The organism is Streptomyces sp. RLA012, from assembly GCF_056270325.1.
In genome coordinates this window covers 2,007,561-2,030,336 of the sequence record NZ_JBWDPA010000002.1, presented here as the reverse complement: position 1 = coordinate 2,030,336, position 22,776 = coordinate 2,007,561, and the positions used below count along the sequence as shown (strand labels likewise).

At 71.4% G+C, this 22,776-nt stretch carries 18 protein-coding genes and 1 pseudogene; 6 read left to right on the top strand and 13 right to left on the bottom strand.

The window, feature by feature from the left end:
- Positions 1-19 precede the first annotated feature (19 nt).
- Positions 20-968: pseudogene (locus RV986_RS09525) on the bottom strand (transposase); the annotation flags it as partial.
- Between the two features lie 259 nt (positions 969-1,227).
- Positions 1,228-1,806 (bottom strand): carboxymuconolactone decarboxylase family protein, encoded by a 579-nt coding sequence (locus tag RV986_RS09520; RefSeq protein WP_475916976.1) that lies wholly within the window; start codon positions 1,804-1,806, stop codon positions 1,228-1,230.
- A 469-nt stretch (positions 1,807-2,275) separates the two neighbouring features.
- On the opposite strand from RV986_RS09520, the gene RV986_RS09515 reads away from it, so the two are divergent.
- Complete coding sequence (locus tag RV986_RS09515; protein WP_475916975.1) at positions 2,276-2,872, top strand: hypothetical protein; 597 nt, start codon at positions 2,276-2,278, stop codon at positions 2,870-2,872.
- 257 nt (positions 2,873-3,129) lie between these two features.
- On the opposite strand, the gene RV986_RS09510 is transcribed toward RV986_RS09515, so the two are convergent.
- Complete coding sequence (locus RV986_RS09510; protein WP_475916974.1) at positions 3,130-4,377, bottom strand: MFS transporter; 1,248 nt, start codon at positions 4,375-4,377, stop codon at positions 3,130-3,132.
- A gap of 206 nt (positions 4,378-4,583) precedes the next feature.
- On the opposite strand from RV986_RS09510, the gene RV986_RS09505 reads away from it, so the two are divergent.
- Together RV986_RS09505 and RV986_RS09500 are read left to right on the top strand one after the other, a co-directional pair.
- Positions 4,584-4,721, top strand: coding sequence for a hypothetical protein (locus tag RV986_RS09505; RefSeq protein WP_475916973.1), 138 nt, complete (start codon positions 4,584-4,586; stop codon positions 4,719-4,721).
- A 115-nt stretch (positions 4,722-4,836) separates the two neighbouring features.
- A complete protein-coding gene (locus RV986_RS09500; protein ID WP_475924232.1) occupies positions 4,837-6,357 on the top strand; it encodes an aKG-HExxH-type peptide beta-hydroxylase in 1,521 nt (506 codons plus the stop codon).
- 81 nt (positions 6,358-6,438) lie between these two features.
- Here RV986_RS09500 and RV986_RS09495 read toward each other — a convergent pair whose 3' ends face one another.
- From RV986_RS09495 to RV986_RS09480, 4 genes are all read right to left on the bottom strand, one after another.
- Entirely contained in the window at positions 6,439-7,158 is a 720-nt protein-coding gene (locus RV986_RS09495) for a response regulator transcription factor (RefSeq protein ID WP_475916972.1), read from the bottom strand.
- Between the two features lie 377 nt (positions 7,159-7,535).
- Positions 7,536-8,708, bottom strand: coding sequence for a S1 family peptidase (locus tag RV986_RS09490; RefSeq protein ID WP_475916971.1), 1,173 nt, complete (start codon positions 8,706-8,708; stop codon positions 7,536-7,538).
- 118 nt (positions 8,709-8,826) lie between these two features.
- Positions 8,827-11,439, bottom strand: a complete 2,613-nt coding sequence (locus RV986_RS09485) for a glutaminase domain-containing protein (RefSeq protein ID WP_475916970.1) — start codon at positions 11,437-11,439, stop codon at positions 8,827-8,829.
- 40 nt (positions 11,440-11,479) lie between these two features.
- Positions 11,480-12,187 (bottom strand): hypothetical protein, encoded by a 708-nt coding sequence (locus RV986_RS09480; protein WP_475916969.1) that lies wholly within the window; start codon positions 12,185-12,187, stop codon positions 11,480-11,482.
- Between the two features lie 689 nt (positions 12,188-12,876).
- Here RV986_RS09480 and RV986_RS09475 point away from each other — a divergent pair.
- Positions 12,877-13,236 (top strand): DUF6204 family protein, encoded by a 360-nt coding sequence (locus RV986_RS09475; protein ID WP_475916968.1) that lies wholly within the window; start codon positions 12,877-12,879, stop codon positions 13,234-13,236.
- A 164-nt stretch (positions 13,237-13,400) separates the two neighbouring features.
- Positions 13,401-14,306 carry an NAD(+)/NADH kinase gene (locus tag RV986_RS09470; protein ID WP_475916967.1) on the top strand — a complete coding sequence of 302 codons (906 nt, stop codon included), beginning with the start codon at positions 13,401-13,403 and terminating at the stop codon, positions 14,304-14,306.
- A gap of 84 nt (positions 14,307-14,390) precedes the next feature.
- Here RV986_RS09470 and RV986_RS09465 read toward each other — a convergent pair whose 3' ends face one another.
- Positions 14,391-14,636, bottom strand: a complete 246-nt coding sequence (locus tag RV986_RS09465; protein WP_475916966.1) for a hypothetical protein — start codon at positions 14,634-14,636, stop codon at positions 14,391-14,393.
- Positions 14,637-14,724: 88 nt separating this feature from the next.
- Positions 14,725-16,623, bottom strand: a complete 1,899-nt coding sequence (gene nhaA / locus RV986_RS09460) for a Na+/H+ antiporter NhaA (RefSeq protein WP_475924231.1) — start codon at positions 16,621-16,623, stop codon at positions 14,725-14,727.
- 106 nt (positions 16,624-16,729) lie between these two features.
- On the opposite strand from nhaA, the gene RV986_RS09455 reads away from it, so the two are divergent.
- Positions 16,730-18,235 carry a tetratricopeptide repeat protein gene (locus tag RV986_RS09455; protein WP_475916965.1) on the top strand — a complete coding sequence of 502 codons (1,506 nt, stop codon included), beginning with the start codon at positions 16,730-16,732 and terminating at the stop codon, positions 18,233-18,235.
- A 92-nt stretch (positions 18,236-18,327) separates the two neighbouring features.
- Here RV986_RS09455 and RV986_RS09450 read toward each other — a convergent pair whose 3' ends face one another.
- Genes RV986_RS09450 through RV986_RS09435 form a run of 4 tightly spaced genes read right to left on the bottom strand, consistent with a single transcriptional unit; the run spans position 18,328 to position 22,761 of the window.
- Positions 18,328-19,008 (bottom strand): FHA domain-containing protein, encoded by a 681-nt coding sequence (locus tag RV986_RS09450; RefSeq protein ID WP_475916964.1) that lies wholly within the window; start codon positions 19,006-19,008, stop codon positions 18,328-18,330.
- Positions 18,996-19,649: a 4Fe-4S single cluster domain-containing protein gene (locus tag RV986_RS09445; RefSeq protein ID WP_475916963.1), complete on the bottom strand. Its 654-nt coding sequence runs from the start codon at positions 19,647-19,649 to the stop codon at positions 18,996-18,998. Before RV986_RS09445 ends, RV986_RS09450 begins: the two co-directional genes overlap by 13 nt.
- Positions 19,646-21,562: an AAA family ATPase gene (locus RV986_RS09440; RefSeq protein WP_475916962.1), complete on the bottom strand. Its 1,917-nt coding sequence runs from the start codon at positions 21,560-21,562 to the stop codon at positions 19,646-19,648. The genes RV986_RS09445 and RV986_RS09440 overlap by 4 nt, the downstream gene beginning before the upstream one ends.
- The gene (locus RV986_RS09435; RefSeq protein ID WP_475916961.1) at positions 21,559-22,761 is read right to left on the bottom strand and encodes a hypothetical protein; all 1,203 of its coding nucleotides are present in this window, start codon (positions 22,759-22,761) and stop codon (positions 21,559-21,561) included. The genes RV986_RS09440 and RV986_RS09435 overlap by 4 nt, the downstream gene beginning before the upstream one ends.
- Positions 22,762-22,776: the final 15 nt, after the last annotated feature.

Below are 22,776 nucleotides of genomic sequence, written 5' to 3'. Positions count from 1 at the left end.
TTCTCCCCGGAGTGCCCGATCATGTCCGGAAACCCTGGGATGGGGCAGTACGGGTGACTGCCGGCGGCTCGTTCTCAGCTTGTTCTTCATGGTCTGGCCTGGTCGCGATCGGTGATCGTCGCGGGGCGCCGGGTGGCCTTCCGGGACCTGGCCGGGTGGGTTTCGGCGCATGAGCGGGGCAGCTCAAGGCGGTGCGGTGCGGTGCGGTGCGGTGCGGTGCGGTGCGGTGCGGTGCGGATGTTCCGGAACCCTCGCCGGACCCGGGCCGGGGTGAGCCGGCCGGTCTCGGCGGGCTTCTCCCGGGGGCGGCGGAGGTCTTCGGCGAGAGGGCGGGTGAGTTGGAGTTGGGTGGGGCCGGTGTTGACCAGACACGTCCGGCGGTCCGCCGCCTCGGAAGTACGGATCTTCGGGCGGGTCCAGCCGGGCGTCTGCTTGATCATTCTGAAGGCGTGTTCAAGATTGAATCCTCGTAGGAACGACTGCCGGCGCAGATCGACGTCCGCGCCGGTCATCCCGGTCTTGGAGGACCACAGCCAGACCGGCAGCGGATCTCCGCCGCCGGGCAGGTGGTCGACCTGGAGGCGGATCAACGTGCCCTCGATAAGGGGGAGTTCGCCGTCGTGGTCGATACTCCTTGCCGTGCTTGGGCGGTCGTCCAGCCTGGCGCGGCGAGATCAGCGGTAGCAGGACCGGCTTGCGCATCACCCGGTTCGAACGCAGTCGGTCGAGTACCTCCACCGGCAGGCCGGACGGGAGATGGGCCATGGGCGGGCGTCGTTTCCGGCGTCGAAGACGACGAGGATGTCCGCGTCGCCCCGGCTGCACTGCCTGCCCGCGATGAGGTTCTGCGCCACGCGGCGGACCGGGGCAGCGGTGACTTCGCGGCGACGAAGGAGTTCCGGCCGGCCGGGGATCACCAGGTGCTGGTTCCGGCCGCGGCCGCAGGTGTGGCAGAACAGCCTGTCCGCGCACTTGCTGTGTGACGAGGCCGACGAGATACGCCCGTGGGTGTCACGCACCTGTGAGTGGTCGGGTCGGCCCACCGCAGTCAGGACTCCTGCAGTACGTCCTCCATGTCGGCCGCCGACCCGAGCATCTCCTAGGCGACCGTGGACAGCAGGCTGCGATGGGCGGCGAACGGGCCCTCGGTCACGACGTCATGAGTCGTGAGTCATGAGTCGTGAGTCATGGGTCATGCGTCATGGGTCATGTGTCATGTGTGGTGGGTCATGCCGTTGACGCCGCCCGGGACTTCTCGGGACGCGCGGCCAGTGGAATCTCGCACGCGTCGGAGTAGCCCTGCGACGTGATCCCGTGCGCCGTGTTGGTCCTGGTCGACAGGTTGGCGAAGCCGATGAACACGGTGAGTTCGACCATCGCGGCCGGGCCCAGCCGGTCGAGCAGCCGCGCGGACAGCTCGTCGGTGACGGTTGACGGCGTGTTGGTCATGGCCTCGGCGTACTCCAGTACGTCCCGCTCCAGTGGCGTGAACACCTCCGACTCCCGCCAGCGCGGCACCTGGCTCGCCTTGGTCAGGTCCAGGTTCTGGTTCAGCGCCGCGAAGTAGTTGATGTCGAGGCACCAGCTGCAGCCGACCTGCGCCGCAACGGCCATGTGCGCGAATGTCTTGAGGCTCGCGTCGGCCGCATCCCACGCGCCTGCCTTTGCCGAGAACTCCTGGTTGGCCGCGGCGACGTCGGGGTTGTTGAACACCACCTCGACGGGCTCGGGCACGGCACCGAGCTGCTTGATCAGGTTTTCCCTCATCTCGGTGGGGAGCTCTGCCTTCGGAATACGCGGTGTCATGGTGTTCTCCCTGTCCGGTTCATCTGGCTTATTCGGTGGCCTGTTGGCCTGTTGGCCTGGTGGCCCGTTGGCCCGTTCGGCATGAAGACACCGCTGGGTCCGCGAATGTGACAACTACTGTCACCGCGCATCGACCGTCAGCACGCGCGGGCCCGCGCTCGCCGGCCACCTGACCGCCCAGGGCCTGGTCCTGGAGACGCTTGCCGGGACGCTGCCGGGGACGCACGGCCCGAGAGGCCCGCAAGGGCAAGCAGTGCGGCCGGACCCGGTCATCGCCGACGGCATGCTGCACACCGAGATCCGCCGCCGCGCGGCGGAAGACCTTCACCGAACTGGCGCCGCTCGCTTCCCGAGTTCTCCGTCGCCGTCGGTCAAGGCTTCGCCATGGGGCGCCGAATGCTGAGCGGGCGGGAGTTGCCCGACGTACTTACGGAGTGAGTAGAACGAACGCCCGGCGAAGGGAAACTCCGTGATCCAGCAACGCATCGTCCTCCTCTCGGCCGCGGGGCTCGTCTCGGCTCTGCTCCTGGCGGCGTGCGGCGGCTCGACGGACCAGGCCTCCTCCGGGACGAGCGGGACGAGTAGTACGAGCGGGACGAGTGGTTCGAGCCCCGGCAGCGTTGTTCCGGTCGCCACGGCCGCCGCGGAATCCGCGACCTCCACACCGGCCGGCAGCGGTGACTCCGGCAGCGGGCACACGGCCACGACCGCCATGCTGATGGCCAAGGCGCTCCAGGGCATGGGCAGCGTGGTGACCGACGACAAGGGGATGACCCTCTACCGCTACGACAGGGACCAGGCGACTCCGTCCAAGTGGACTTGCTCCGGTGAATGTACGAAGACGTGGATGCCCGTCATCGTGCCGGACTCCGTACAGACCATGGGGGTGGAGAAGAGTCTTCTCGGCACGGTCCACCGGGACGGCATGAAGCAGCTCACCCTCGGCGGCTGGCCGATGTACCGGTACGCGGGCGACACGGCGGCCGGACAGGCGAACGGCCAGGCCAAGGACAAGATGTGGTACGCCGTCACCCCGTCCGGCGAGAAGTCCACCGTGACGGGGTGAGCCCAGCCGCACGGCTGTCCGGTTCTCCCGTACGGCGGTCCGCGGCCGCCGCCGCGCCCATGACTCGCGAGACCCGGGCCGCGGCGTCGGTGACACGGCCGACCACCCGCATGTGCACGAGCGACAGAACCGTCGCCCACCACATTGATCAGCCGCTTGAAAACTGCCACTCGTCAGGCCCAAGGCCCACAGCGGCGAGGACCGTGGTCGGGGGGTGTCCCCGGGCACCGTCCGCGGCCGCGCTCCGGTGCCCGGCCCTACCGGCCGCTTCCTGTGCGTTGCCGGGCCATACCCCCCGCCACACAGACCGTCGCGAGACCCGCGAGCGCGATGGCCACGCCGGCGTCCGTGAACTCGGCGACGGTTCCGAACACAAGCGGTCCCACCCCTTGCGCGGACATCAGCCCGGCGGAGAGCAGCCCGAACGCCTGGCCGCGGTGGGCCTCCGGGACCGCGTCGAGGAACGGGCGCTGGAGTCCGAGTGCGTACGCGAATCCGGTGCCGCTGACGACGAGGAGCCCGGCGCAGACGACCCAGGGCGGATCCAGCGCGAAGCCGGCCAGCGGCAGGCCGAGGACCACCACCAGCGTGGCGACCAGGCGTTCCCGCACAGCGGGACGGACGAATCGGCCGACGGCCAGGTCACCGGCGAGCATTCCGACCGGCAGGCCGGCGAGCAGCGGTCCGGCGGAACCGTCGGGCATGTGGTGACCGCTCACGAACGGGACCATCAGGCTCTCGGCGCCGGCGATGAACAGGGGCGGCAGCCACTGGACGAGCAGGAGAGCACGGACCCTCCGGTCGGCGAGCAGCCCGGCGCTGCTGGACCAGCTGTGGCGCAGTACCGACAGGGAGCCGGGCCGCTGTCCCCGCCGTACCGCCTGTTCGGGGGCGGACAGGTCGGGCAGCCGGACGCGGACGGCGACCGCGGCGGTCAGGTAGGCGCCCGCGCTCAGCAGCAGCGTGGGCCGAGGGCCCAGGACGGCGACCGCGGCACCGCCGACGGCCAGGCCCAGCAGTTGGGCCGCGGACGCGGAAATGTTGGAGAGCGAGCGTCCCAGGACGTAGGCGTCACCGGTGAGCGTCTCGGCCACGAGCCGGTTGGTCACGCCGCTGAAGACGGGGGCCAAGCCGGCCACGGCGGCGATGAGGACCAGGACGGCCGCCACCGGCAGATGGGTCACCCCCATGGTGGCGGCCACCGCGCACTGCAGTGCGTGGCCCGCGACGAGGAGTCGGCGCGGCCGTGCCCGGTCGGCGAGCGAGCCGAGGAAGAACGAACCGGCGAGTTGCGGCAGGAAGCCGATGCCGAACGTCAGGGCGCCCAGCAGTGGTGAGCCGGTCGTGGCGAAGACCAGCACCGAAAGGGTCATGATGCGCAGCGCGTCGGCCGTGACCGTGAGCGTCCGGGTGGCCAGCAGCAGGCGGAAGTGCCGGTTGGCGAGTACTTCCCCGTAGGTGGTACGCCGCTCCCGGGTGGAGGCCGGGGCCGAGTCGGGGGTCACGGGCAGGAGTGTGCTGGACGCGCCGCGCCCCGGTCCCGCTGTTACGCCCGGGGCGTAAGTGGCCGGTGCGGCTGCCGGGGCGCGGGACAACATTCGGGGCAACGGTCCCATCAGCTCGGGACACGAGGTGCCGGAGAATGGTGCGCTCGGGTGCGGCACACCATGCCCGGGCCCGCTCCGTCCACCAACGACCGAAGGGACTGGACATGCTCGTAGACCACATCGAGACCCCCGACCTGGCTCCGGACGCGTACCTCGACGACGAGGCATCAGAGGTTGCCGTCGACGCGCCGGAGGAGCGCGCCTGGCTCCCCTCCTACCAGGCAGCCCTGACCGCCGCCTGACGCGCGGCGTCTCCGGTCGGGCGCCGGGCCCTGAGGAGGGCCCGGCGTCGGCGTCTCACGTGCAGTCCCGCTGTCCGAACCGCTGAACCCGAAGGACGGTCCGTCGTTGTCCGCTGTGACGTCCGCCGGTGCGCCGGCCACCGAGGTGGTGGCCCGGGCCGACACCATGCTCTGCGCCGACCGGCAGTTCGGCGACTCCGCCGCCATCGGCGAGCGCAACCTCGCCCGGTTCCGGCTGGGCCTGACCATGCTGGCACGGCAGGACGGCGAAGGGGCGGACGCACTGCTGGCGACGGCCGCGGCAGCCGACGAGCAGCTGCGTCCGCTGCTGTACGACCCGGTGCTGCGCAACTGCTTCGAGGTCGACCTCGTGCAACTGGAGCGCGGCCGGCTCGAACGCAGTTCGCTCGGCGCCTACTTGAGCGGTTGCACGGCCGGTCCGGCGGCGGACACCCCGTCCTCCACGGGGCCCTGTGAAGCCCTCACCCATCCGCACCGGCCTGCCTGGCCCGGTCTCGGGGACGCCTGGGTGCTGACCGAGCTGACACCACGGGGCAGTGCACAGGAGATGCTGGCCGGGCGTCTCATGGAGCTGTACCGGGACGCGCTCGGCGACAACCGGGCGGCAGGACCGGTCAATCCGTCGGACGAAGTCCTTGGCACCCTGCGGGAGGGCGCGGAACTCCTCGCGACACTGCTGCCGTCCGCCGGGGCCGGTGTGCTCGAACACGTCACCGTGGTCGGGTTCACCCGCCGGGAGAGCGAGGAGGGCCCTCTCCAGTCCATGTCCGGTGGAGACCCGCTCCCTTCCGCGGTGTTGCTGGCGCCGGAACGCTGCGCTTCCCCGTGGCTCGCCGCGGAGAGCCTGCTCCACGAGGGAGCTCACCTCAAACTCTTCGACGCGCTCCGGACGGGTTCCCTGGTCCGGAATCCCACCGCACGCGTGCCGATTCCATGGCGGATCGGTTCGTGGACGGTCATCCGTGTGTTCGTCGCCCTGCACTTCTACGTGCATCTGTTGGCCTTCCGGGCCGCTGCGGCCGGCGCGGGCGAAGCGGTCCGCGAGCGGTTCGGCCCGCCGCCGTCGGCCGAGGACCTCGACGAGCCCAGTCCCGGTACCCCCGCCGCCCGCAACGGGGAATACCGGACCAGCGTGGAACGGGCCCGCTACCTCGCGGAGTCCGTGCTGTCCCTGCCGGAAGAGGCGCTGACCGAGAACGGGCACCGCTTCGCCCGCTGGCTCCTCGGCGTGCTGCGCCTCCTGGACGACGACGCGCCGCAGTCCCCCGACCGGGCCGCGGCGAAGGCCGGGCGCGAAGAACCGTGTGAACGGGAACGGGAACTGCCCGAGGTGCCGGCAGGAGGTGCCCTTCGGCAGGTCACGCCGGTGGACGCATGCGTCCTGCCCGGCCTCGGGCAGCTCGTCGTCAGCACCGCGAGCTCGGCCCGGATGCACTGGCTGAACGCGCGCTCGTGGACGGTCTACTCCCTGTGCGACGGACGTGACGTCGCCTCCGTGTACACGGCCTACGCCCGCGCGGCCGGTCTCCCGGCCGGCTCGGAGGAGGTGGGCCGACAGGTGGGCGAGAGCCTGCGCCGACTCCTGGCCGTCGGCCTCGTCACCAACGGCGGATGACCCTCCCCGCTCGGGCCTTACTTAGGTCCCCCACGGGGGTTGCCCACTCGCGGGCCCCGCTCGGGTCGTCGGCCCGGTCGGTCACCGCTGCTCCGCCTGGGTACCCGTGAGCCCCGTGTCCGTGCCGTGGCCCGCGGTTTCCAGTCCGGCCAGCCGGGCGGAGACGATCGCCTCCGGCCGGCTGGACACCTGGATCTTGGGCAGGATGGCCGAGATGTAGTTGCGTACGGTCTTCTCCGACAGGAACAGCTCCTGGGCTATGCGACGGTTTCCGTAACCGAGCGAGACCAACCGCAGCACATCCCGTTCCCGGTTGGTGAGCGCGGGGAAAGGAAGCCTCTCGCGGGATTCCGCCCAGCGCAGCAGGAGGGTGGAGAGTTCGCCGCCGGCCCGCGGTCCCAGCATGACGTATCCCCTGCGCACGGCACGTACGGTGTGCAGCAGGTCCGCTGTCTCCGTGGTCTTGAGCAGGTAGCCCGTGGCCCCCGCCATCAGCGTGCTCAGCAGCAGGCTGTCGTCGTCGTGCCCTTGGGACACCGCGGCGATCAGCCGAGGCGCCGGGTGCTGCCGGCGCAGCCGCTCAAGCAGCCCGATCCCCGTACGGTTGGGCAGATCGAGGTCGACAATGACCACGTCGGGCTTCTCGTCCCGGACCGCCAGTACGCCCTTGTGCGGGTCCCGGGTCCCCGTGGTGACGGTCATTCCTCCGCTTGCGAGCGCGGAGCGTAATCCATCCAGAATCAGCGGAATGCTCTCTATTACCACCACACGGATACCGGTGTCGCCTACCACATCGGCCATGCTGACCCATCCTCACCTCGGGGTGGCGTGAGGCATGTTGAACCACTTGCCTCACGCCATCTGGACAACATTTTGCGTGGTGGCGTGAGTTGGTGTTTGAGCGGCCCCGTCGGTCACGGTTGGTGAATGTTGGTGACAGTTGGTGTCATGTGGTGGAGTGCGGCGGCCGCCGGGCATGGAGATCCGATGTAGGGGGTGCGGAGGGCCGGGCGAAGACCGCGTACGGCCGGAGGGCCCGTCCGGCCGGGTTTGGGGGTGGCCGGACGGACCCTCCGGCGTACTGTCCCGGCTTGCCGAGGTCTGGCACGAGGCTTCGAAGCCGTGAAGCCGTGAAGCCTTGAAACCTCGAAGCCTCGAAGCCTCGGAGCCGGAGAAGGTCAGGCGGTGACGAGCGTCAGACCGTAGGTGCTCAGGATCTCGTTCACGGGCTGGAACCATGTCTGGCCGCCGCTGGTGCAGTTGCCCCAGCCGCCCGAGGTCACACCCTGGGCCTGGTCGCCGGTGATGAACGAGCCGCCGGAGTCGCCGGGTTCGGCGCACACGTTGGTCCCGGTCAGTTGGTAGACGGATCCCTGGCTGTAGTTGACCGTCTCGTTCTGGGTCAGCACGGTGCCGCAGTGCCAGTGCGTCGTCGAACCGGAGCGACAGATGGACGAGCCGACGGGCGCCACCGCCGAGCCGCGGACCAGGACGTCACTGACGGTGCCCCAGCCGAGCACGACCGGGACGGTCCACCAGCCGTTGCCTATCCGGATGAAGGAGTAGTCGTTGCCCGGGAACGACGAGCCGGCGAAGGTGCCCATCGCCGAACCGTCCCAGCCGGCCACGGAACTGCCGGGTGTGCCGCAGTGCCCGGCGCTGACGAAGCCGCCCACCACGGAGAACCCTATGGAGCAGCGGGTGTTGCCGTTGATGTAGTACGGGTCGCCGCCGACGGTGCCCGCGGCGAAGGTCCGCGGTGCCGCCTGGGTGGCGGAGCTGTGCACGGTGAGCAGGCCGGCCTTGCGTGCGGGGGCCAGGAACGCCGTCACGGCGGCGCTGCGCTCCGCGCCCTTGCGGACCTCGGCCACCACGCTGCTCGTGCGCGGGTCGACATGCCAGCTGCGGACGGCCGTGGGGGCGCCGTCCGCCTTGGCGGCCTTGTCGAGGACGGCCTTCGCCGCGTCGAGGGTCCGGGCGCTGTGCGCGACGCGTACGACCGTGGCGCCCGAGGACCGTACGGAGTCGGCCGCGGCGGTGCCGGTGTCGGTGAGGCCGACGACGAGGGTGCCGCGTTCCGGGTCGTACCAGGAGCCGCCGAAGGCCGGTCCGGCCGCCCGCTCCGCCCGGGGCGCGAGTTCCGCGGCGGCGGACTCCTGCTTCAGCCGTGTGCGGGCTTGGGTTGCGCTGAGTCCCAGGTCCCGCTGCAGGGCGGTGGCCAGGCCGGGGGAGAGGGGGCCGGTCTCCGTCGGCTGTGCCGGTGCGGCGGAGACGGGAGACAGTCCCAGGGCGCAGGTGCCGAGGGCCAGGAGGACGGACAGGCTCCAGCGAAGACAGGTGCTGCTTCTCATGGTGCGTTCCTTCCATGGGTGACTACCCGAAAGGTGTGGGCCTTTGGGGGTGGGGTCGTGCGGTTGCGTACGGACGGTTGTGTACATGTCAACCACGTAGTGTCACAACCACGTAGTGTCAGATGAGCCTCCAGAGATGGTCGGACGTGCCGTTGTCGTTCCACTGGGTCACCTGGGCGCCGTTGGCCTGGGACGCCCCGGCCACGGCCATGAGCTTGCCGCTGCGTACGTTGACGATCTTCATCCAGCCGTCGCCGTTGTCGACGAGGCGCCAGAGGTGGTCCTGGGTGCCGTTGTCGTTGTACTGCTGGACATGGGCGCCGTCGTCGGTGCTCTGGTCGTGGACGGCGAGCAACTTCCCGGAGTTGCGGTTGTAGATCTTGACGGTGCCGTCGCCGTTGTCCACCACGGTCCACAGGTGGTCGGCCGTGCCGTTGTCCTCGTACTGGGTGACCTCGGCGCTGTCGGCGAGGGACATGTTGCTGACGGCGAGCAGCTTGCCGGAGTTCTTGTTCTGGATGCGCGACCAGGTGACGGAGGCGGCCGCCGGGGTGTTGAGGAGGGCGAGCGTGCCGCCGATGACGGGGCGGTCGGCGAAGCCCTGCTGGGCGCCGGTGGCGACGACGTACCAGTCGGTGAACGGCACCCGTGACGGCGAGCTGTTCGCGAAGCCGTAGACACCGTTGACCAGCATGGAGCGCACGTCGGCGTGATCGGCGAGCCAGGCGGCGGTCCACAACTCCCAGTCGGTCTTGGTGTAGTTGTTGCGCGGGTCCAGCGGCACGCCGTGCGTCCCGGCCTTGGACACGTACCAGGCGGCCTCCTGCGCGGCGACCCCGCTGGGCACCAGGTCCAGGCCCAGCAGACGGTCGGCGAAGCCGTTGTACTTCAGGCTCCAGGTGCCGTCCTGGTCGTAGGCGAGTCTGAGATGCGTACCGGAGGAGTCCTGGGCCAGCGTGACCCACCGGCTGGCGTAGCCGCGGGCGACCGCGAGGTAGTGGTCGGCGTCCGAGGTGTGCGACGCGGCCCGCGCCACCACGCTCATCGCGCCGATGCCGACGATGCCCTTGAGCGCGAGGTTGGCGCTGTGCGCGATGAAGCCGGTGAAGTCGTCGGTCTGGTTCTGGTAGCCCGGGTCGAGGGCGTTGGCCACCAGGTACTCGGCCCATTGGCGCAGGATCGTGTAGTGGGCGGTGGCGAAGGCGGTCGCTGCGGCCGACGGCAGGCGCTGGATCACGGCCGCCGCCATGACCAGCATGTTGGCGGACTCCTCGACGGGCATGGCCTCCTCGTTGCCGTCGAGGTGCCCGGTCGCGTTCGGGTAGCTCGAACCCAGGTCGTGCTGGGCGTACTGCATGGGCCAGCCGGCCTGCTCCGCGTAGTGGAAGTGCGGTTCGAGCAGCAGCCGCAGATACGCGGGCGAGAGGTGGAGGTAGGCGGGGGAGGCCGGGTAGATGACGTCGACCGTGGAGAAGTTGCCGTTGGAGGAGATCTCCTTGAGCATCGCCCAGGGCGAGCCGTTCCGGTCCACGAGCTCCGTACCGGCGACGGCCTGACGCAGCGCCAGCGCGCATACGGCCGCGTAGTGCTCGCCGGTGTCCCCGCCGCCCGCGACGCGCACGGCGTCGTCATGAATGCGCTGGTCGAGGGCGGTGGCGGAGGCCAGGGCGGTGGCGCGGTCGCTGTCGAACCAGTCGAGCATGTCGGTCCATGAGCTCCAGTAGTGCGTCCACCACGGGTTGAGGTTGCTCCCCAGGTAGCTCACGGCAGGAGTGCGCACGTGGCCGATGACGGCCTGGAACACCGACGACGGGTTGCCGGAGGTGACGGTGCCCAGGTTCTGGTTGAGGCCCAGCACGGGCCAGCGGTCGTTGATCGCGCGCGGCTGCGCCGGGTCGGAGGTGCCCGCGAGCACCCCGCCCGAGGCGGATGCCGCCCGTACGACGGTGTCCTGACCGATCTGCCAGGTCAGCCCGCTCATGGTGGGAGCCGCCAGCACCAGCGAACCCCACGACGCCTGGTCGTTGTTCTCGGCCAGCACCCCGGGGTTGGCGGGACGGCAGGTCAGCGCGGTCATGCTGCCGGTCTGCTGCGGGGCCCAGGTGACCTGGGTGGAGTTGTTGCCGTGCACCCATTCGGCGGAGGCGTCCAGATGTACGTCGACGGTGTGGCTCCCGCCGTCCGTACTGGCGGCCTGGACGCTGACGTAACTCATCGGCACGCACTGGCGCTTGAGGTCGCCCAGGTCCACGGGGGAGAAGAAGGTGACCGTGAGGGTGACGCCGCCGCCGGTGAGGGCGAAGACCGAGCGGGTGGCGGTCAGGTGCAGCGAGGTCTGCGTCATCGTGGCGAGCGCCGGGCCTCCCGGCAGTGCCGGATTGCCGAGGAAGACGTACGGGGTGCCGTCGATCCGTGCGATGCCGCACAGCGCGGTGATGTGCCCGTTCCAGAAGGTGGGCCAGGTGCCGGCCAGGTTGTCCCCGGCCAGCCAGGTGGTCAGGTACGGGGAGCGCACGGCGAGCGGGGTGGCCGGCGGGCGCAGCGGGCTGAACGTCGAAGCCGCGGCTTCCACGGCCGGGGTGGCGGCGTGAGCGGCCCGGACGAGTGGCCCGCCGATGCCGCCCAGGACGCCGACGGCGGCCGCACCGCTCCAGAGCAGCAGGTCACGTCTGGACGGCGGAGACGGTTCGGTGGGGAGCGCGCGGTCTTCGTCGTCTTGGGGGAGGGACATCGGGGCTCCTTCGGTGGGGGGATGTCCGGGGCGGCGGCGGTCAGGTCGTGCGGTGGCGGGACTTCGCGCCGTCGGGCAGCGGACCGGCGCCGAACGCCGCCGTCGTGCACGCGACACCGCCCAGGAACGACTTGTGGAGCAGGCGGCGCCGGGCGGCGCCGGGCGCGACCGTCCGCGCTCCGCCGAAGCCGCCCGCGCAGCACGAGCCGCCGGAGTCGCCCGCGTCGGCGCACGCGGTGTAGCCGTCGGCCGTGCTCTCGGGGCCGACCGTGGCGCTGTGGTCCCACGCCGGAGAGGGCGGCGGCCAGGCCCGGCCCTGTCCGGAGGCGGTCGTGTCGAACCGCGCGGTGCGGGGGCCCGAGTAGCGGGGGCCCGCGTACCGGATGCGGTTCGGCAGGTCGTCGCCGGAGTGGAAGCGGTTCGCGTGGTCGGCCGGGTCGGACTTGCCGGGTGCCGCCGTGAAGTCGAGGCCGGCGCCGCTCGGGTCCACCCGGCCGGAGGAGTCCGGAAGGACCGTCAGGTACCTTGATTCGCCGGGGTTCAAGTACCTTGTTCCGCCGCGGAGTTGAGTCATCGGCACGGTGTACGTGCCAGGCGCGGGCGCCGAACCGTCGTACAGGGCCCCGTCCTCGCCGTCGCGGCCACCGCTCTTGTCGCTGTCGGCGCCCATGCACAGGGACGACTCGCCGAAGGCCGGGCCGGCCCGCTGGCCGGAGTCACTGGCACCACCGGAGGACAACGTTGTCACGGCGCCGACGCCCTGGCCGAGATCGCGCGTGACGGCGGACCGGGATCCGACCGGGGGTTCGCCGGGGGCCCCGGCCGGGGCGCCGGTCCGGGGGGTGGGACTCGTGCTCGGCGGGGTGGTCGGGGGTGCGAGGCGGCCGACGGTGTGCCGCGGATCGGTGCGTCTGTTCCGTGTGGGGCGGCGACGATGCACGGGGACCTCCCGGGTCGGTGCTGCCGGTCGGAAGGGGCTTCGCGGGGGATTCACGGAGGAGTCGACGAAAAAGTGGTGAATCGATTCAATCCACTCACCGGACGGGGGAGGCTCTTCGGGTGGCCGGAAGTGCGGGGCGGCCCACCAGAGTTGCACCGATGATGGAGGGCCGGTAGTGGGGTGTCAACCCGCCGCGTGTGTCACGTTTCAAGGCAGGGCGAATGCTCCGCAGGTCATATTCCGGTTGACGGGCGAGGCCGTCGCGCGTCGATGCGCAGGCTCGCGTCGGCGCCGGCCCCGTCGGAGCAGTTCCCGAGCGGGCAGACGGCTCCTTGCTTCCCGGCCGCCGGTGCGATGGCCGGCCGTGACTCGGACCTTGATTGGTTCCTCGCGCGGCGGTGTGCCGTGGACCGTGCGTCGGTCACTCGGTGGGGCCGCGCGTGGGACGGGGCGTAAACGTGTGGAGCCGTGCCGAGGCCGATGGCTAGGGTCGCGGCATGAGTACTCGTACGTTTCGCATCACCGTCCGTGGAGTCTTCGACGGACTCGGCGCCGACCAGCGGGCCGAACTCCTGGCGCGGGCCGCGGAGCATGACGTTCTCCGCGCGGCGTTCACCCCTGAAGGTCACCTCAGCTACGACATCGCCGCCCGGCCCGCCTTCACCTTCCGCTTCCTGGATTCCGGAGAGGCCGAGGAGGACATCCTGGAGGCGACCGAACGCGCGGAGGAAGCGGCGAAGGCGTGGCTGGGCCAGCGCGGCTACGGCCACAAGAACCTGAGGTCGCACGCCGAGGACCTGTCCCAGGCTCCTTTGGGCAAGCGGCAGCGCCGCGAAGCCGCCCGGAAGGATGTCTGATCGCGCCGGGTGATCGGTTCCGGCGTTACGGCCGACCGGCCGGTGCCCCGCCCGTTTCGTACGAGCCGACCGGGCTGCATTCGGTGCCGCGGCGGCAGAAAACCGTTCCCGTCGGGCAATGATGGAGCACTTGGACATGGTGGATCGGCGGAAGGGAACCTCTCATGGGTCTGATCGGATCGATCGGGCTGATCCTGCATCCCAGGCGTCATCCGGGGCCGGTCATCGAGTCGATCGTGGAGTGGGCCCGGAAGAATGACACCGAGGTCCTGGGGCTGCCGGACGAGGTGGGCCGCATCGCCTGCAGTGCCGTGTCCGTGTCGGCGGAAGCTCTCGTCGCGCGGGCCGGTCTGATCGTGAGTCTCGGCGGGGACGGGACCATGCTGCGTTCCATGCGGCTGCTGTCCGGCAACACCACCCCGGTGCTCGGCGTCAACCTGGGCCGGCTGGGCTTTCTCGCCGAGATCGATGTCGACGATCTGCCGTCCGCGCTGGACCGGATCGACAGTGGTCAGTACACCACCGAGCCGCGGATGGCCGTACGAAGCCGACTCCCGGACGGGCGGGAGTTCCGTGCCTTCAACGACATCGCGCTCGTACGGGTGCCCGGCAGCGGCATGGCCGCGATCGCGATCCGTCTGCAGGGCGAGGAGTTCATCCGTTACGCGGCCGATGCCGTCGTCGTCGCCACCTCGACCGGATCGACGGCGTACAGCTTCGCCGCGGGCGGTCCGATCCTCTCGCCCCGGGTGGAAGCCATCCTCGTCGTCCCCGCGAGCGCGCACTCGTCGTTCGACCGGGCGCTCGTCCTGCCCGCGGACGAGGACGTCACCCTCGAACTGCTGCCCACGACGGGGCGGCTGGCCGTCGAGGTGGACGGCGAGGTGGTCGGCTACCTCGGAGCGGGCGACCGGATCACCGTGGCGGCCTGTCCCGCGGCGGCTCATGTCGTGCGTCTCGGCGGTACGACCTTCTACCAGCGGGCGCGCCGAAAACTCGGCATCAAAGGAAGCATCGAAGCGGGCCCCCGGACTCCCCGGGACCACGACGGTCCGCCCGCACTGTCGTGACGCGTGGGCAGTTGTGACGTGTGGGCAGTCGTGACGCGTGGGCAGTCGTGACGCGTGGCAGTCGGGCCGGACGGTGACGGAGCCTCAACGGGCGCGGAGCTCCGGGGGTTCCTTGTCGGTGCCGAGGTCGGAATCGATGTCGTAACCAACGGGGTTGTGCCCCACCGTGGGGTGGCCGATGTCGCTGCCCAGATCGAAGGCGGCGGTCTCGGCGGCCAGAGTGAGGGCTTCTTCCTCGTGGCGACGTGCGGCCTGCTCGTGGTGCTCGGTGATCCGCTCGACGATTTCGTGGACACCGTGGTGGGGGTGGGGCCGCTCGGCTTCACTCATGATTTCCATCGTTGGCGTGTCCACCGCATTCCGACAACCAATGCGGTGTGAACGGACGATGACGCCAGGGGCCGGGAGGCTGCGCGATTCAGGCTTCTTGTCCTGCCCCCTGGAGGGCGGCCCGTTCACGCGCGGCGCGTACCGCCGCGGACAGGGTGGCGATGTCGTAGGCGCCGTGATGGCGACGGCCGTTGACGAAAAACGTCGGTGTGCCCGAGACGCCGCTGAGGTCGGCGGACTCGACGTCGGCCGCGACGCGGGCGGCACCCGCGCCGACCCGGAGGTCGTGGAGGAAGCGGTCGGTGTCGAGTCCGATCTCCTCGGCGTAGCGGAGCAGGTCCTTCGGCCGTAGGTCGCCCTGGTGCTCCATCAGCAGATCGTGCATCTCCCAGTACCCGTCCTGGTGGTCCGCGGCCTCGGCGGCCTCCGCCGCGAGCTGGGCGTTCGGGTGTACGTCGGTCAGCGGCAGATGCCGCCACACGTAGCGCACGTCACCGAAGTCGGCGAGCAGCTCGCGGATCACGGGCTCGGCCAGTCCGCAGTACGAGCACTCGAAGTCCCCGTACTCGACGAGTGTCACGTGCGCGTCGAGCGGGCCGCGTACGTGGTCGCGTGCCACGTCGACGGGGTCGCTGAGGTCGACGATGGCGTTCCCCGTGCCGAGCAGGGCCCGGGTGCGTGAACGCCTGGGGAGGGCGCCGATCAGCCAGGTGACCAGCCAGGTGAGGAGGAACGAGCACAGCACGGCGGCGAGGATGCCGATCTTCGCCTCCGCCAGCCGGGCCCCGTCGAAGGCGAGTGTCGCGATCAGCAGGGAGACGGTGAATCCCACCCCGGCCAGGGTGCCGCCCGCGGTGATGGCGCCCCAGCCGACCGGCGGCTGCAGGCGTCCTCGGCCGACGCGTGTGGTGAGCCAGGTGGCGCCGATGATGCCGAGCGGTTTGCCGAGCACGTAGCCGAGGAGGATGCCGAGGGCGATCGGCGAGGTGAAGGCGTGGGCCAGCTGGTCGGCGGTGATGGGGATGCCGGCGTTGGCGAGGGCGAACAGCGGCACGATCACATAGCTCGTCCAGGGGTGGAAGGTCTGCTGGAGCCGGTCGTTGGGCGAGAGCGTGGAGGAGATCCCGCGTCGTACGGTGCGTTCGAGTTCCGGGGTCGGCTGTTCACGGAAGCGCAGGAAAAGCCGGCTGGCTCGTTCCAGGTCGCCGCGCTCGGCCGGGTAGGCGTAGGTCAGCAGGCCCATCGCGAGGCCGGTCACGACCGGGTCCACACCCGACTTCAGGAGGGACACCCAGGCCGCCGCACCCAGCACCGCGTACAGGACGGGGATACGCACGCCCAGGGTGCGCCGTACCACCAGGATGAGCGCGAAGAGGCCGAGTGCCGTCAGCAGCGCGGGCAGGGCGACGGCTCCGCTGTAGGCGACGGCGATCACGGCCAGCGCCACGAAGTCGTCGACGACGGAGACGGTGAGGATGAAGACCCGGAGTCCGTCGGGCAGCCGCGCTCCGAAGAGGGCGAGCATGCCCAGGGCGAAGGCCGTGTCCGTCGACATGGCGGCGCCCCAGCCGTGCGCGGAGTCGTGGCCCCCGTTGAGAGCCAGGTAGATGGCGACGGGTACGAGCATGCCGCTGAGCCCGGCGAGCACCGGCAGGGTGACCCGTCGGCGTTCCCGCAGCTCGCCCATGTCGAACTCGCGGCGCGCCTCCAGGCCGACGACGAAGAAGAACAGCGTCATCAGGCCGCTGTTCACCCACTCCCGCAGGTCCAGGGAGACTCCGCCCCCGCCGAGGCGGACCGACAGTTCGGTGTCCCACAGGGTTTCGTAGGTGCCCGGTGCGATGTTGGCCCAGGCGAGCGCCGCGAGCGTGGCGGCCAGCAGGACCGCGGCACTGCCGGTCTCGGTCTGCAGGAAGGCGCGCAGCGGACTGCGCGCGTCCTTGCCGCACACGGTCTGCCCCGACAGGGGTGAGGTCTCAGGTGGCACAGTCACTTCCTGATTCTCACCCCGTGTGTGGTCCGGCACGCGGTGAAGTGGCGGTGAAGCCACTCGGGCGGTGTGCGTGGCGCCGCGGGTGGGGTAGGGAAGCCCCGTGAGTATCGAGGAGGATCCCGGTGTCACGGACCCGGGGGAGGCGGAGCGTCGGCTGCGGGCGGCCGAGGCGGCGGGGGCGGGCGGTGCTGTCCTCGGACGGCTGTTCGGCGATGCCGCCGCGGCCTACCGGAAGCGCTTCTGGGACACGGGCGATCCACAAGACCTGAACCGGGCCGTTTCCCATGCCCGGCACGCTCTCGATGCCGATGCCGATGCCGATGCCGGTGTCCACGCCGACGCCGGAGCCGGTGCCACCGACCCGCTGAAGCGGGCGGCGCGGGCGAACGACCTGGCCGTCGTCCTCACCGACCGCTACGACCTGACCGGCGACCCGGACGATCTCTCCGCGGCCCTGCTCGCCGCCCGGGAGGCAATGAACCGCTCAGTGGAGGGAACGGAGGAGTGGGCCCAGTACGCGGCCACGACGGCACTGTGCCTGTGGGACCGCTACGACGCCACCGGGGCGCTCGACGATCTCGACACGGCACTCGACCTCGCCACCGGGGCCCTCGCCGCTGTCGCCGACGGCGCCCTGGCGTGGGCCAGGATCTGCAGCAACGTGGGCATGATGCGGATGGACCGCTACGAGCGACTCGGCGAGGAGGACGACCTGCAGGCGTCGGTCCGTTACGCGCAGGACGCGGTCGCCGGTGCCCACGCGGACGATCCGGAGCTGGGCGGGTGGCACAACAACCTCGGGAGCGCGCTGCTGACCCGCTTCGACGCCCAGTTCCCCGAGCGCGCGGTGCCGCAGCCGGGCGATCGGGTCGTCCTCGGTGACATCGAGGCGGCGATCGTGGCGTACCGCAAGGCCATCGACGTCTCCCCGTGGGGCGTCGCCGGGCGTGCCACCTTCCTGGCCAATCTCGGCAACGCCCTGGCGGAGCTGGCCGAGATGTATCGACTGGGCGGGCGGCAGGAGCGGAGCGAGGCGGCTCTGCGGGAGGCGGTCGGCGCGCTGGCCGAGGCCGTGGACATGACCGCGGCGACCGCGCCGTATCTGGCGAGCCGGCTGAACGTCCTGGGAGAGGCCCAGCGAGCGGTGGCGGAGCGGACCGGCGAGGCCGAGGACATCGACGCGGCCCGGACCTCGCTGCGTCGGGCCTGCGGAGCGGGGCTGACGATCGCCCCGGAGATGACGGTGGCCGCCGCCGACAACTGGATGCGCTGGGCGGTGCGGCGTTCGGCATGGGACGAGGTGCACGAGGCCGACGCGTACCTGCTGCGGGCCGCGGAGACGCTGCACCGTGCCCAGGCACTGCGCCGTCACTCCGAGGCATGGCTCATCGCCTCGCGCGGGCTGGCCGAGGAGGCGGCGTACGCGTTGACCGGACAGGGCCGTGCCACGGACGCCGCGCTCCGGCTGGAACGTGGGCGTGCCGTCCTTCTCAGCGAGGAACTCGGCCTGGTCTCCACGTCGTTGGCGCGACTGCCCGAGCCTCTGCGACACCGTTACGCCGAGGCGGTGCGGCGCGTCGAGTCGGCCCGACGACAGGCTGGTTGACCGGCCCGGGAGCCCAGGAGCCAGGTCGCCCAGGAGTCAGGCCGCCCGGCGGCTGCCGCGCAGCCGATGACGTCGAGCCCCGGCAGTGTCGTTCACGCCGAGCCGTCGGGCCCGTTCGGGGGCTGTGCTCCCTCCACATGGGCGCGCAGGCCTTTTGCGAAGGCGAGGAGATCGCCCGCGCGGAGGCGGTGCGGCTGGTCCCCTTCGAGCGGCCGGCCGTTGAGGCGGGTGACGTTGGTCCCCCCGATGTGGCGGATCCATGTGCCGACGGCGTCGGACCAGACCACGGCGTGGGCGCGGGAGATGTTGCGGTAGTCGTTGCCGGTCCATCTGCCGTACTCGATCATGCGTTCCGCCAGTTCGCCCGCCTCGTCCGTCGACCGCCCGACGACCAGCGGGGCACGCCCGACCGCGTGCGCCCCCCACGGGAAGACCAGGGACAACGCGTGTCCCCCGGACCCGGAGGGGTCGGCGGACGTCGGAGTTCCCGGATGCCGGGGCGGCGCCGAGGGCCGCGGCACGGTGCCGCCGTGCAACGGGCAGCCGTCCTCGTCGAGTTCCAGATCGCAGCCCGGTTCCTCGCATGTCAGCGGGGCAGGAGCCGCGCGGCGGGAGCCCTGCCGGGGCTCGTCCCGCGGGGACTCCCGGGGTGTCTCGTCGGCCGTCGGCCCGGTTGCCGGGGGCGGCGCCTTGCGCAGGTACTCGCCGCAGTGCGCGCACATCGTGCCGTCGCCGGGATCGTCGTGGCCCCGCGGGCAGATCAGGGCCGCCATGTCACACCGTCCAGGGAGATACCGCGCTCGGCCAACGCCCGCTGGATACGGGCCGGATCACCGGGGCGGGGGACCCCGATGAGGAACATGCGGTCCGCCTCCACCTGGAACTGCAGCTCGGCGGGATGCCCGGGCCCCGATCCGTCTCCCGCCCAGGGACCGTAGCGCTGCCGGCCGAGTTCGGTCAGCGGCACCAGGCGCTGGTTCGCCGAGCCGCGCCAGCGCCCCCCGCCCGCCTCCGCGGCCCGGTACGGTCCGGTGACCAGCCCGTCCAGCAGCGCATGGGCCTCGGGACAGCGCGCGGCGAACGGCTCCTCCTCAAGGCCCGTCCAGCACAGCAGGTCCCAGCCGTGCAGCTCCCGGCGCTCGGCGAGGCCCGTGAGCAACTCGGTCAGCGCGTCCGGCTGTTCGGACGGTTCGCCGCCGCTGAGCGACACACCGTCGATGCCGGCCGGATCCTGGCGGTCGCACCAGTCGAGGACCGCCCCGGTGTCCACGCCGTACTGGGAGCCGGTGTCCCAGGTGTCGCGGGACAGACAGCCCGGGCACTCCAGCGTGCACCCCTGGGTCCAGATGCCGAGCCGGGAACCCGGACCGAGAGCGGTCACCGGATGGTGCAGGCGTGCGATCCGAATGATCATCCCGTCACCAGTTTCCAGTTCTGCCCGTCCGGTTTGAGACCCGTGATCCGTAAGGTGCTCCCCGGCTGCCTGGGCTGCAGGAACAGCTCCCGCGCCAGCGGGTTGACCAGAATGGTCTCGATCTCCGACACGATGCCCCGGCCGCCGTTGCGCAGATCGAAGGTGGCCAGTTCGCGGAACCGGTCGCGGGCCTCGGCGGTGTACTCCAGGGTCACGCCGTGCACCCGCCGGACGGTCTCGGCCACCCGGTCCAGGGCGCGGTCGGCGATCCGCTCGGTGACCGGTGGGCGCAGGAAGTCGAAGACCACGATGTTCTGCTGGATACGGTTGTACAGCTCGGGCCGCCCCAGCAGGTAGCGGAAGTACAGCTGGAGATGCTCGCGCACCCTGCTCTCGATGGTCTCCAGGTCGTCGTCCGGGGTGACGTTCTCCTTCGGTTTCCCCTCCTCGTCGGCCGTGATCACACCGAGATTGGTGGTGAACACCAGCAGCGTCTCGGTGAAGTACACCGTCGCGCCACGCCCGTCGGTGAGCCTGCCGTCGTCGAGGATCTGCAGGAACTTGTCCATCAGCCGCGGATGGGCCTTCTCGATCTCGTCGAAGAGCACGACCCGGAAGGGCTGTTCGCGAATCCCGTTGGTCAGTTCGCCGCCCGCGTTGTGGCCGATGTAACCGGGGGGCGCGCCGATCAGCCGGGCCTCCGAGTGCTCCGCGGAGAACTCGCTCATGTCGAAGCGCAGATAGGCCTGTTCGTCGCCGAAGAGCAGCCCGGCCAGCGATTTGGCCAGCTCGGTCTTGCCCACTCCCGTCGGCCCCGAGAAGAAGAGAACCCCGCGTGGCTTGGTGCCCGTGCCGCCGGTCTGCGCTCCCGCGAGCCCGGTCACCGACCGCGCCACGATGTCCACGGCGCGACGCACGGCGTCCGGCTGACCGAGGACCCGGTGCCCCAGCACCTCCTCCGCGCCGGCCAGCCGGGCGCGCAGCGTCGGATGCTGCCAGGGGTTGTCCGGTACGCCGACGCGGAAGGTGCGTACGGCGTCCTCGATGCGCGCGGCCGGGATGTGCGCCGCGCGTGCCAGTTCCACCACGTCCCGCATCTGACGCAGCCGCATGCCGTGCGTCGCCTCGGCGAAGCGTCGCGCGAGGGCCGCCCGCTCGGCCGGCTCCGTCGGGGTCTGAAGCATCCGGGGCGCGTACTGGGCCGCGGCCCGTTCGCGGGTGCCGAGATCGGGTTCGGGAACGGCGGTCACCCGCAGGGTGTGATTGCCGGTGGTGAACCAGCTGGGCAGGTCGTTGATTCTGTCGAGCACCCAGAACACCACCGGGTAGCCGGCCGAGGAGGGGAGCGCGCGGTAGGCGAGACGGTCCGCGACCGACAGGAACAGCCGCTCCTCCGCCGTGACCTGCTCGCCGGACAGCAGCCGCGACGCGTCCGTGACGATCAGCGCGACGGGGGCCGCACCCGGCGGCTGGTCGGCGGCCACGGCCGTGAGCACCTCCCGCAGCTGTCCCAGCGACAGATGGTGCCCGAGGTCCACCTCTGCCCGGTCCAGGATCTCCCGGACCACCGGGGGATGCGCGCCGCCCTCGGGCCGTACGACCCGCAGCCCCTCCCCGCCGGCGGTGCTCAGGACCGCCGCGTAGCCGCGTTCGGCCAGGACGGTGCCCAGCACCTCCACCAGTTCCATGTACCGCGGACGGAAGTCGAGTTCGGGGTCCGGCAGGAGGTACTGGTCATGGACGTTGCCGGTGAGCAGGATCTGCGGATGGGCACGGACGGCGAGGGCCACCTCCCGTACCCAGGCGGGCCGGGGATCCGCCGCGCGGGCCCCGGGCCCTTCGTCCCCGCCTCCGGAGCCGGGTCCCGGCTCACCGTGTCCCTGCGGACCGTCCTGGCCGTATGTGGTGGTCATGCCTGTGCCTCCCGTTCCTGACCGCCGCCCTGCTCACGACCGGGGATCAGCCCCGGGCCCACCCGGGGCACCGGCCGCTGCCCGGGTTCCTCCAGCTGGGACGCGCTCAGCCGCACATGGTGCCGGCCGAGCCCGTTCACCAGGGCGGGAAGGCCGGCGCAGAACGCCTTCTGCGCCCGCCGGTCGGCGATACCGCCGCCGTCGGCCTCCGCGTCGCGTACGACGATGTGGCGCAGCACGGAACTGCCCCGGTCGAAGAGGACCTTCAGGCCGTACCCCGGTTCGCCGGGCAGCCCCGCGAGCGCCGTGCCCCGGTCGGCGAGTGCCGTCTCGAACCCCTCGTCGACGTGGTAGTCGAGATCGGCCAGCACCCGGGCGAGGGCCCGGGCGGCGACCCGCCGGGAGCGCTCGATGTCGGCCTCGGCGACGGCCGCCTCGACCTCCGCGACCAGGGCCGCCGGGACCTCCGCGCGCCGTTCCTCGCCCACTTCGGCCAGCCGCCGGGTGAGTCGTTCGGCGACCGCGCCCGGCACGTCCTCCAACCGCGCCGCGAGTGCCGCGGCATGCTCCGCGGCCTCCTCGACGGCGCGCTGGGCCCGTATCGCCCGGCTCACCCGTTCCTCCAGTGAGGCCAGCACCCGCCGGGCCTTGTCCTCACCGGCGGCCGAGGCCACTTCGGCGGCGTTGGCCCGGCACAGCTCCCGCAGCTGCGCGGGAGCGGCGGCGGGCAACCGTGCCAGCAGGTCGGCGGCGCGCCGGGCCAGGGCCTCCCGGCGCGCCGCGGCCTCCTGCTGTTCCCGGGCGCGTGCCGCCGCGGACTCCTCGGCCGAGGGACCCGCCGCCGTGGTCCTGCGGTGGTGCACGCGGGGTGCCGGACGCGCCGCCAGTGCCGTCAGCTCGTCGCGGAACACCTGGGCCAGCTGGGTCTCAAGAAGGACACGTGCCTGCCCCGTCGCCGCTTCCAGCCGTTCGGTCTCCGCGTCCAGCTCGTCCGCCGTGGCCCGTGCCGCGGGTGCGGACGCCCGCCGCAGCGCGGTGACGCCGCGGCCGTGCGCGGCGCGGCAGGACGCGGTCTCGGTCACCAGCGCCCCGTGCCGGACCGCGGCCTGGCGGTATCGCTCCAGTGCCGCCCGTCGGCGGCGCGCCTCGATCTCCTCCGGTGTCTCCACCCGGTACGAGGCCGCCCCCATCGAGCTCATGAGGGCACCTCCCGG

Bases quoted from the DNA above. Each gene is read 5' to 3' on its own strand.
- RV986_RS09450 (WP_475916964.1), bottom strand. From the start codon at position 19,008: ATGGCGGCCCTGATCTGCCCGCGGGGCCACGACGATCCCGGCGACGGC.
- RV986_RS09475 (WP_475916968.1), top strand. From the start codon at position 12,877: ATGAGTACTCGTACGTTTCGCATCACCGTCCGTGGAGTCTTCGACGGA.
- RV986_RS09490 (WP_475916971.1), bottom strand. From the start codon at position 8,708: ATGAGAAGCAGCACCTGTCTTCGCTGGAGCCTGTCCGTCCTCCTGGCC.
- RV986_RS09505 (WP_475916973.1), top strand. From the start codon at position 4,584: ATGCTCGTAGACCACATCGAGACCCCCGACCTGGCTCCGGACGCGTAC.
- RV986_RS09485 (WP_475916970.1), bottom strand. From the start codon at position 11,439: ATGTCCCTCCCCCAAGACGACGAAGACCGCGCGCTCCCCACCGAACCG.
- RV986_RS09435 (WP_475916961.1), bottom strand. From the start codon at position 22,761: ATGAGCTCGATGGGGGCGGCCTCGTACCGGGTGGAGACACCGGAGGAG.
- RV986_RS09495 (WP_475916972.1), bottom strand. From the start codon at position 7,158: ATGGCCGATGTGGTAGGCGACACCGGTATCCGTGTGGTGGTAATAGAG.
- RV986_RS09520 (WP_475916976.1), bottom strand. From the start codon at position 1,806: ATGACACCGCGTATTCCGAAGGCAGAGCTCCCCACCGAGATGAGGGAA.
- RV986_RS09445 (WP_475916963.1), bottom strand. From the start codon at position 19,649: ATGATCATTCGGATCGCACGCCTGCACCATCCGGTGACCGCTCTCGGT.
- RV986_RS09465 (WP_475916966.1), bottom strand. From the start codon at position 14,636: ATGAGTGAAGCCGAGCGGCCCCACCCCCACCACGGTGTCCACGAAATC.
- RV986_RS09440 (WP_475916962.1), bottom strand. From the start codon at position 21,562: ATGACCACCACATACGGCCAGGACGGTCCGCAGGGACACGGTGAGCCG.
- RV986_RS09470 (WP_475916967.1), top strand. From the start codon at position 13,401: ATGGGTCTGATCGGATCGATCGGGCTGATCCTGCATCCCAGGCGTCAT.